We start from the raw sequence: 9,714 nt of genomic DNA on the forward strand, positions 1-9,714 counted from the left end.
AGATCAACTGCCGCGGCGGCGCAGCACGAAGGCCGCGGCGACGATGGCCATCGCCAGGATCCACAGCGGCCAGAGGCCGAAAGGCGCCACCCAGCGCGCATACGGCGTGAGGCCGCGGCGGCCCTCGACGCTGGCTTCGAGCACGCCGCGCGTCAGGCGCGGCAGCTCGTGCGTCACGCGGCCCTCGGCATCGATCACCACGGTGGCGCCGGTGTTGGTGGCGCGCACCATCGGCCGCGCGAACTCGAGCGCGCGCATGCGCGAGATCGACAGGTGCTCGTCGATGGCCACGGAGTCGCCGAACCACGCGATGTTGCTCACGTTGAGCAGGATGGTCGGTGCCGTGGCCTCGTCGCGGAAGTTCGCGCCGATCTCGTCGCCGAACAAGTCTTCGTAGCAGATGTTGGGCGCGATGCGCTGGCCCTGCCAGACGAAGGGCGCCTGCGCGAGCCCGCCGCGCTCGAAGTCGCCCAGCGGAATGTTCATCATCTGGATGAACCAGCGAAAGCCCGTAGGAATGAATTCGCCGAAGGGCACGAGGTGGTGCTTGCTGTACCGGTAGACCTGCGAGGCGCCGGGCTGGAAGCCGAGCACCGAGTTGCTGTAGGTGCCCGGGCTGCCCATCGGCAGGCCGACGATGGCCGCCTGGTTGCCCTGGCTGTAGCGGGCCTGGATGGCTTCGAGGTAGCCCACCGGCAATTGCTGGGGCAGCAGGGGCAAGGCGGTTTCGGGCGTGACGACGAGCGAGGCCTTGGCGTCACGCAGTTGCTCGCCATACCAGCGCAGCGCGGTCTCGATGCCGCCGCCGGGAATGAATTTCTCGTCTTGCGGGATGTTGCCCTGCAGCAGCGCAACGTCGAGCTTGCCGGCCGCGCCCTTGGCGCCCTGCACGTCGCCGTGCAACGCGGGTACGAGGTGCGGCACGGCGAACACCAGTGCGATCAGCACGGCGCCTTGCGCAATCTCGGCGGCGCGAGGCGGGCGATGCAACGCAACCAGCGCGACGACCAGTGCAGCGGCAGCGCCGATGCCGTACACGCCGACCCAAGGCGCAAGCGCCGCGAACGGCCCTTCGACGTGGGCATAACCGCCGGCGCCCCACGGGAAGCCGGTGAACCAGCTGCCGCGCACGAGTTCGGCCAGCGTCCAGAGCGCCGCGAAGACCAGCGCGCCCGTCACCCGCCCTTTGGGCCCTCGCACCACGAACCATGCGGCGGCAACGGCGTAGTAGAGCCCGAGCGCCGCCGCCAGCGCCAGCACGGCAATGGCCGCCAGCGGCGCCGGCAGCCCGCCGTAGGTGTGCATCGAGATGAAGAGCCACCAGAAGCTGCCGGTGAGCCAGGCGGTCGAGAACATCCAGCCGTGCAGGCCGGCGCGGCGCCAGCCGGCACCCTGCGCACGCAGGCCGTCGAGCAGCCACACGAACGCACCGAGCGACAGCAGCTGCAGCCACCACAGCGGCTTGCCGCCCACGGGCGAGGCCATCGACAGCGCCTGCGCGAGGCCGGCCGCGCCGAAACCGAGCAGGCGGAACAGGTGAGCGGAAAGGGAGGCCGGCGCGCGGGGCATCAGTCGGCCGCGTCGCCGCCGCGGGCCGGGGACACCTTGAACCAGCGCACCGCGCCGCCCTTGGTGTGCAGCACCACGAAGTCGAAGCCGCCCATCGCATGGTGCTCGCCGCGCTTGGGCACGTGGCCCATCTCGTGCGCGATCAGCCCGCCGATGGTGTCGAAGTCCTCGCTGAGCTGCTCTGCGTCGAAGACGATGCCGAAGGCCTCGGCCACGCGCTCGATGGGCGTGTCGCCCGAAACGCGGTAGGTGTGGTCGGCCAGCCCGAAGATGTCGCCCTCGTCTTCGGCGATGTCGAACTCGTCCTCGATTTCGCCGACGATCTGCTCGAGCACGTCCTCGATGGTGATGAGGCCGGCCACGCGGCCGAACTCGTCGATGACGATAGCCAGGTGGTTGCGGTTGCCGCGGAACTCGCGCAGCAGGTCGTTCAGGCCCTTGCTCTCGGGCACGAAGGTGGCCGGGCGCAGCAGCGCGCGAATGTTCAGGCCCGGCGCGCGCTGCAGCTTGAGCAGGTCCTTCGCGAGCAGGATGCCGATGATGTTTTCTTTTTCGCCCTCGTACACCGGGAAGCGCGAGTGCGCGGTGTCGATGATGAGGTGCAGCAGCGCATCGAAGGGCGCATCGATGTTGATGGCGTCCATGCGCGGCGCCGCGACCATCACGTCGCCGGCGGTCATGTCGGCCATGCGCAGCACGCCTTCGAGCATCACGCGCGACTCGGCGCCGATCACCTCGTTGTCCTCGCGTCCGCCAGGGTTTCGATCAGCTCGTCGCGCGAGTCTGGGCCGGGGTGGATGAATTCGGCGAGCTTCTGGAGAAAGCCGCGCTTGTCTTCCCGTTCAACGGGAGCGCGTTCAGGGTGAGGGTCGGCCACTGCGGGAGGGCGGAGTTGAGGAAGGGCAAGGATACCGGATTGCGTGTGACACGCTCTACCGTACAGCCGCCATAGGCCGTACGGGACCGCCGCGCGGGCTCAGGAAGCCGATTTCTTGCGGGCTTCGCGCATGCCGCTGCGCACTTCCTGCAGGCTGGCCAGGAAGGCCCAGAACTGCTTGGCGCGGCTCTTGAGGGCGAAGTCGACCGCGGCGTAGTGCTCCAGGGCGATTTCGCTCATGCGGCTGTCGAAGGTGGCGCTGGGCAGTTCCAGGTGGGCCTCGGCTTCGGAGCCGCTGCGCACCACGGTGGCGCCGGCGTTGCGGGCGATCTTCAGCATGGCGGCGTTTTCGCTCAGCGCATGGATGAAGAGCATGCCCACGCCTTCGTTGCGGGCCACGACCACGGCGCGCTCGAACAGGCGGGCGCCGTAGCCCCGGCCGCGCGCGTGCGCCGAGACCGACACGCCGAATTCGGCGCAGTCGCTGTGCTGGTCGCCCGGCGCGAAGGCCAGGTGGGCCATCGCGATGAGTTCGAGGCGGCGGTTGTAGATGCCGAAGAGTTCGTCGCGCTCGAAGTCGAGACCGTCGACATAGCGCTGGACCTGCTCGTCAGCGGCCGCATAGCCGAAACGCAGGTAGCGGTCGTGCGGGGTGAGTTCGAGCAGGTGGCGCGCGATGCGCTCGCGTTCGCGCGGGCCGATCGAGCGGATCGGCACCATGACGGGTTGAGGCGCGCGGGTGGCGCGCGGTTGCGCCTCAACCATCGGCGCTTTCAGGAAAGAGCCGAGGCCGAGAGACGCTTTGAGAAGGGTCTTGGCGGTGAGCATGGCTCAAATGTAAGGGTTTTCCCTTAATCTTCAAGCCACCAGGGTCAATTGCGGGACACATTCGTGAACCAGTGCCGGAGCCCGTGGCGCTGGCGCAACCGACCACGGCTCGACCGTGGCTAAACGGGAACAGCCGTGGTCGCCTTGACCCGGTCGAGCACGAAGCTGGTCTTGCAATCTTCCACGCTGGGGTGCTTGAGCAGGGTGTCCATGATGAAGCGGCTGTAGTGGGCCATGTCGGCCACCACCACGCGCAGCAGGTAGTCCATGTCGCCGGTGAGGGCGGCGCATTCGACCACCTCCGGCCAGGTCTGCACGCTGGCGCGGAACAGGTCCATGGGGTTGCGCTTGTGGGTCTCGGTGTGCTTTTCGAGCCGCACATTGAGATAGGCCGTGAGCCCCAGGCCGATGGCTTCGGGCTGGACCAGGGCCACGTAGCGGTCGATGACCCGGCTTTCCTCGAGCCGCTTGACCCGCCGCAGCACCGCGCTGGGCGACAGGCTCACCTGCTCCGCGAGCTGATCGTAAGTTGCGCGTCCGTCTGCTTGCAGCGTGCGCAGAATGAGCCTATCAATCTTGTCCAGTGCTTCCATTTCGCCATTCTTGCAGTTTTACTGCGCGAGAGCCACCATCAGCGCCCAGAAACGCAGAAAACCTGAGAGCCATCCACCCTACATTGCATGACTGGCCGATTTCGCGCCTTTTTCCCTGAATTCCAAACCCCTCCCCCACTTTTCGGAGACTGCACATGAGCCACGCCGACGCACCCGCCTTCACGCCCTGGGACAACCCCATGGGCACCGACGGCTTCGAATTCATCGAGTACGCGGCACCCGATCCGGTGGCCATGGGCAAGGTGTTCGAACGCATGGGCTTCACCGCCGTTGCCAAGCACCGCCACAAGAACGTGCTGCTGTACCGCCAGGGCACCATCAACTTCATCCTGAACGCGGAGCCCGATTCGTTCGCGCAGAAGTTCGCGCGCGAGCACGGCCCGAGCGTGTGCGCCATCGCCTTCCGCGTGCAGGACGCCAAGCAGGCCTATGAGCGCGCCACGTCGCTCGGCGCCTGGGGCTTTGCCGACAAGGCCGGCCCGGGCGAGCTGAACATTCCCGCCATCAAGGGCATCGGCGACAGCCTGATCTACCTGGTGGACCGCTGGCCCGGCAAGAACGGCGCCAAGCCCGGCGACATCGGCAACATCGGCTTCTACGACGTCGACTTCGAGGCGCTGCCCGGCGTGGCGCCCGAGCAGGCGCTTTCGCCGTTCGGCAACGGCCTGACCTACATCGACCACCTGACGCACAACGTGTACCGCGGCCGCATGAACGTCTGGGCCGGCTTCTACGAGAAGCTGTTCAACTTCCGCGAGATCAAGTACTTCGACATCGAAGGCCAGGTCACGGGCGTGAAGAGCAAGGCCATGACCAGCCCCTGCGGCAAGATCCGCATCCCGATCAACGAAGAGGGCAAGGAACAGGCCGGCCAGATCCAGGAGTACCTGGACATGTACAAGGGCGAGGGCATCCAGCACATTGCCATGGGCTCGGACGACCTCTACAAGACGGTCGACGCGCTGCGCGCCAAGGGCGTCACGCTACTGGACACCATCGACACGTACTACGAACTGGTGGACAAGCGCATTCCGGAACACGGCGAGAGCGTGGCCGAACTGCAGAAGCGCAAGATCCTGATCGACGGCAAGAAGGACGCCCTGCTGCTGCAGATCTTCAGCGAGAACCAGCTCGGCCCGATCTTCTTCGAGTTCATCCAGCGCAAGGGCGACGACGGCTTCGGCAACGGCAACTTCAAGGCGCTGTTCGAGAGCATCGAGCTCGACCAGATGCGCCGCGGCGTGCTCAGCGCCGCAAAATAAGGGCCCCTTCCCTTTTGCCTAGGAGCCCGGCATGCGCAACCGCAGTACGTCTTCATCGATCGGCCTGACCTTCATCGCGGCGGCTGCCGCCGTGCTTTCGGGCTGCGCCATGCCGCCGGCGTCCGGGCCGGCGGCGGGCGCTTCTTCGTCGTCGCACCTGGACACGGTGCAGAAGGCCGCGGTGCTGCGCATCTGCACGCCGGGCGACTACAAGCCCTTCAGCTTCCAGAAGGCCGACACGTCCTTCGAGGGCATCGACGTCGACCTCATGACGGGCTTCAGCGCAAGCCTGGGCGCCAGGCCCGAGTGGATCAAGACCACCTGGGCCAACCTGCTGCCCGACCTGGCCGCGGGCAAGTGCGACATCGCGGTGGGCGGCGTGTCGGTCACCACCGACCGGCAGAAGCGCGCCTTCTTCAGCGCGCCCTACATGGTCAACGGCAAGACGCCCATTGCGCGCTGCGCCGACGTGGCCAAGTACCAGAGCGTGGCCGCCATCGACAAGCCGTCGGTGCGCGTCATCTTCAACCCGGGCGGCAGCAACGAGCGCTTTGCCCGGACGAATTTCAAGCAGGCCAGGCTCACGCTGCACGGCGAGAACGTGACGATCTTCGACGAGATCCTCGCGAACCGCGCCGACGTGTTCGTCACCGAGGCGGCCGAGGCCATCACGCAGCAGAAGCTCAAGCCGGGCCTGTGCGCGGTCAACCCCGACAAGCCGCTGCAGTACGGCGAAATGGCCTGGATGCTGCCGCGCGACGACGTGGCCTTCAAGTCGTATGTCGACCAGTGGCTGCACCTGCAGCAGGCCGGCGGCGACTTCCAGCGGACGATGGACCGCTGGCTCAAGTAAGCAACTCTTTTTCCCCGAGATCGTTTTCATGGATTCCTCCCCCGCCGCAGTTGTCACCCCCGCCGTGTACGGCGCCTCGGACCGCCCGCCGCGCGGCGACTACTCGCGCGGCGGCACCGTGCTGGCCGACTACACCTGCCCGCAGGACTGGGCCAGCTACACCGCGGCCGACCACGACACCTACAAGCGGCTCTACGAACGCCAGGCCGCGCAGTTGCCGGGGCTGGCCTGCGACGCCTTCATCAAGGCGCTGCCGTCGCTGGGCGTGAAAGACCGCATTCCCCGCTTCGACGAACTCAACGAACGGCTGCATCGCGCCACCGGCTGGGAGATCGTCGCGGTGCCGGGGCTGATTCCGGAGCTGCCGTTCTTCACGCTGCTGGCAAACCGCAAGTTCCCGGTGACGGACTGGATCCGCAAGCCCGAAGAGTTCGACTACATCGTCGAGCCCGACGTGTTCCACGACCTGTTCGGCCATGTGCCGATGCTGTTCGACCCGACTTTCGCCGACTACGTGCAGCGCTACGGCGCGGGCGGCATCAAGGCACACGAGCTGGGCGCCGGCGAGAAGCTCGCGCGGCTCTACTGGTACACGGTGGAGTTCGGGCTGATCCGCCAGCCCGACGGCCTGCGCGCGTACGGCGCGGGCATCCTGAGTTCGGTGGGCGAGCTGAAGCACGCGGTGCTCAGCGACGAGCCGCGCCGGTTGCCGCTCGACTTGCTGCGCGCCATGCGCACGCGCTACAAGATCGACACGTACCAGGCCAACTACTTCGTGATCGACAGCTTCACGCAGCTGTTCGACCTCACGGCGCCCGACTTCGCACCGCTGTACGAAGCGCTGACGACGGCGTCCGACGTCGAGGCCGGCGTGCTGCTGCCGGGCGAATCGGGCAAGGCCTGAGTCCTTTGCCGCTCTTCAGCGGACGCCTGTCAGTCGCCGCGCCGCTATCGCGCGCGCGACAGCACAGGCGGGCTCCCTAGGACAAGCCCGCTGGCGGCGGGGAGGCACTGCCTTCCACAATCCGCGCCAAAGGAGCTTGCATGCAGACATCCGCGCGACAGAACTATCCGGCCGGCGTACCGCACGAGATTCATCCCGAGCAGTACCGGTCCTTGCCCCACATGTTCGAGGAAGCCTTCGGCCGCTATGCCGACCGGCCGTTCTCGGTCTGCATGGAACGCTGGATGTCTTATGGCGAGCTCGACACGCTGTCGAAGGCGCTGGGTGCGTGGCTGCAGTCGCTCGGGCTCGCGCCCGGCGCGCGCGTGGCGATCATGCTGCCGAACATTCCGCAGTTCGCGGTGACCATGTGCGGCGTGCTGCGCGCGGGCTACACCTGCGTGAACGTCAATCCGCTGTACACGGCGCGCGAACTGGAGCACCAGCTGAAGGACTCGGGCGCGACGGCGATCGTCATTCTCGAGAACTTCGCATCGACGCTGGAAAAGGTGATCGAGCGCACGCCCGTGAAGCACGTGGTCGTGACGTCGATGGGCGACCTGCTCGGTGGCCTGTATGGCGCGTGGATCACCGCGGCCGTGCGGCACCTGGCGAAGATCGTGCCGGCCTACAAGCTGCCGCTGAGCGACGGGCGCACGGTGACGCCGTTCAGCCAGGTCATGGCCGAGGGGCGCGGCCGCAAGCTGGGGCCCGACGGCACCACGCTCGATTCGATCGCGTTCCTGCAGTACACGGGCGGCACGACGGGCTTGTCGAAAGGGGCGGTGCTGACGCACCGCAACATCGTGGCGGCAACGCTCCAGGCCGAGGCGTGGTTCACGCCCGCGCTGTCGCGCGCCGGAGACCTCGCGAAGGTCAACAGCATCGCGGCACTGCCGCTGTATCACATCTTCGCGCTGACGCTGTGCCTGCTGGTGATCCGCCAGGGCTCGCACATGACGCTGATTCCGAATCCGCGCGACTTCAACAAGTTCATCTCGGTGCTGAAGAAGCGGCCGTTCCACATGCTGCCTGCGGTGAACACGCTGTTCAATGCGCTGCTGATGCATCCGGATTTCAAGTCGATCGATTTCTCGACCTTGTTCGTCTCGCAGGCCGGGGGCATGGCGGCGTCGGAAGGCACGGCGCGCAAGTGGTTCGAAGCCACGGGCTGTCCGATGATCGAAGGCTGGGGCATGAGCGAGACCTGCGCGATTGGCACCAACAACCCGGTGTCGAACACCGAGTTCACGGGGACCATCGGACTGCCTTTGCCCAGCATCGAGATCGCGATCAAGGACGACGACGGGAATTCGGTGCCGCTGGGTCAGTCCGGCGAGCTCTGCATCAAGGGGCCGAACGTGATGACGGGCTACTACAACCAGCCCGCCGAGACTGCCGCGGCGTTCACTGCAGATGGCTTCATGCGTACCGGCGATATCGCGGTGATGCAGGAAGATGGCTACAGCCGCATCGTCGACCGCAAGAAAGACATGATCCTGGTGAGTGGCTTCAACGTGTTCCCGAACGAGCTCGAGAACGTGATCTCGCTGTGCCCGGGTGTCGTGGAATGCGCGGCCGTGGGCGTGCCCGACGAGAAGCAGGGCGAGGCGATCAAGGTGTTCGTAGTCCGTCGGGATCCCGCGCTGACTGAAGACGCCGTGCTCCAGTACTGCCACTCGCAACTCACCGGCTACAAGCGGCCGAAGCACATCGAGTTTCGCGACTCGCTGCCGAAGACCAATGTGGGGAAGATTCTTCGGCGCGAGCTTCGCACCAGTGCCGGCGCTTGATTGAATGAGCCATGCATCGGCGAGCGCCGGTCTGCCGGCGAATGTGGTCGTGTTCGAGCGCGGATGGCTGTCGTCCAACAACATCCTGTTCGTCGGGGCCGAAGAGACGGCGATGGTCGACACCGGATATTCGACGCATGCCGAGCAGACTTTGGCGCTGGTGGAGTCGGTGCTGGGCGATCGGCCGCTCGATCGCGTGTTGAACACGCATCTGCACAGCGATCACTGCGGGGGCAATGCGGCGTTGCAGGCGCGCTATCCGTCGATTCGGACGGAGATTCCGCCGGGCGAGGCGGAATTGGTGGCTCGCTGGGACGAGCGAGGGCTCAGTTTTTTGGCGACCGGGCAGAGTTGCCCCCGGTTCACGTTCACCGGGCTGTTGCGGCCGGGGACGGAATGCGTGCTGGGTGACAGGCCGTGGCAGGTACATGCCGCGCCAGGCCACGATCCTCACTCGGTCATCTTGTTCGACGCCCTATCGCGCACGCTGATTTCCGCGGACGCGCTGTGGGAGAACGGCTTCGGCATCGCATTTCCGGAGCTCGCCGGCGAGCCTTCGTTCGGGGACATCGCTGCGACGCTGGATCTGATCGAAACGCTCGCGCCCTTGCAGGTGATTCCTGGGCACGGGGCTGTCTTTGACGATGTCGGCCAAGCGCTCGTCATCGCGCGCAAGCGACTTGCGGGGCTGCAACGTGATCCTGTGAAGCACGCGCGGCACGCGATCAAGGTGCTGATGAAGTTCAAGCTGCTGGAGATGCATGCCGTTGCCGCCGAAGACTGGCATTCCTGGCTGCGCGGGACACCGTATCTCGAAGCGATACGCGCGCGCTTCTTTGCAGGTGTTGAATTGGGTCAGTTGACCTGCGACATTCTTGATGAATTGATCGCTGTCGGGGCTGCCGAAATGGATGGCGCGGTTATTCGCAATACCTGAAGAGGTTTTTGCTTCAATCGAGTTTCGATTTCGCAAAT

General features: G+C 66.1%; 8 protein-coding genes and 1 pseudogene. 5 read left to right on the forward strand and 4 right to left on the reverse strand.

Annotation, left to right across the window (positions count from 1 at the left end):
• Window positions 1–3: 3 nt before the first annotated feature.
• From lnt to BMG07_RS27545, 4 genes and pseudogenes are all read right to left on the reverse strand, one after another.
• Window positions 4–1,569, reverse strand: coding sequence for an apolipoprotein N-acyltransferase (gene lnt, locus BMG07_RS27530; RefSeq protein ID WP_198087196.1), 1,566 nt, complete (start codon window positions 1,567–1,569; stop codon window positions 4–6).
• Window positions 1,569–2,446 (reverse strand): annotated as a pseudogene (locus BMG07_RS27535) (HlyC/CorC family transporter). Before BMG07_RS27535 ends, lnt begins: the two are co-directional and overlap by 1 nt.
• 99 nt (window positions 2,447–2,545) lie before the next feature.
• Window positions 2,546–3,274: a GNAT family N-acetyltransferase gene (locus tag BMG07_RS27540; protein ID WP_198087197.1), complete on the reverse strand. Its 729-nt coding sequence runs from the start codon at window positions 3,272–3,274 to the stop codon at window positions 2,546–2,548.
• Window positions 3,275–3,393: 119 nt separating this feature from the next.
• On the reverse strand, window positions 3,394–3,867 hold the full coding sequence (locus BMG07_RS27545) for an Lrp/AsnC family transcriptional regulator (RefSeq protein ID WP_081270170.1): 474 nt from the start codon (window positions 3,865–3,867) through the stop codon (window positions 3,394–3,396).
• A 155-nt stretch (window positions 3,868–4,022) separates the two neighbouring features.
• On the opposite strand from BMG07_RS27545, the gene hppD reads away from it, so the two are divergent.
• From hppD to BMG07_RS27570, 5 genes are all read left to right on the forward strand, one after another.
• Window positions 4,023–5,150 (forward strand): 4-hydroxyphenylpyruvate dioxygenase, encoded by a 1,128-nt coding sequence (gene hppD, locus BMG07_RS27550; protein ID WP_198087198.1) that lies wholly within the window; start codon window positions 4,023–4,025, stop codon window positions 5,148–5,150.
• Window positions 5,151–5,181: 31 nt separating this feature from the next.
• Window positions 5,182–6,003, forward strand: a complete 822-nt coding sequence (locus BMG07_RS27555; protein ID WP_198087199.1) for a transporter substrate-binding domain-containing protein — start codon at window positions 5,182–5,184, stop codon at window positions 6,001–6,003.
• Window positions 6,004–6,031: 28 nt separating this feature from the next.
• On the forward strand, window positions 6,032–6,907 hold the full coding sequence (gene phhA, locus BMG07_RS27560) for a phenylalanine 4-monooxygenase (protein ID WP_198087200.1): 876 nt from the start codon (window positions 6,032–6,034) through the stop codon (window positions 6,905–6,907).
• A gap of 140 nt (window positions 6,908–7,047) precedes the next feature.
• A complete protein-coding gene (locus tag BMG07_RS27565) occupies window positions 7,048–8,739 on the forward strand; it encodes an AMP-binding protein (RefSeq protein ID WP_198087201.1) in 1,692 nt (563 codons plus the stop codon).
• A 4-nt stretch (window positions 8,740–8,743) separates the two neighbouring features.
• Complete coding sequence (locus BMG07_RS27570) at window positions 8,744–9,676, forward strand: MBL fold metallo-hydrolase (RefSeq protein WP_198087202.1); 933 nt, start codon at window positions 8,744–8,746, stop codon at window positions 9,674–9,676.
• Window positions 9,677–9,714 lie beyond the last annotated feature (38 nt).

Source organism: Variovorax sp. E3, assembly GCF_016082275.1.
Taxonomy (GTDB): Bacteria; Pseudomonadota; Gammaproteobacteria; order Burkholderiales; family Burkholderiaceae_C; genus Variovorax.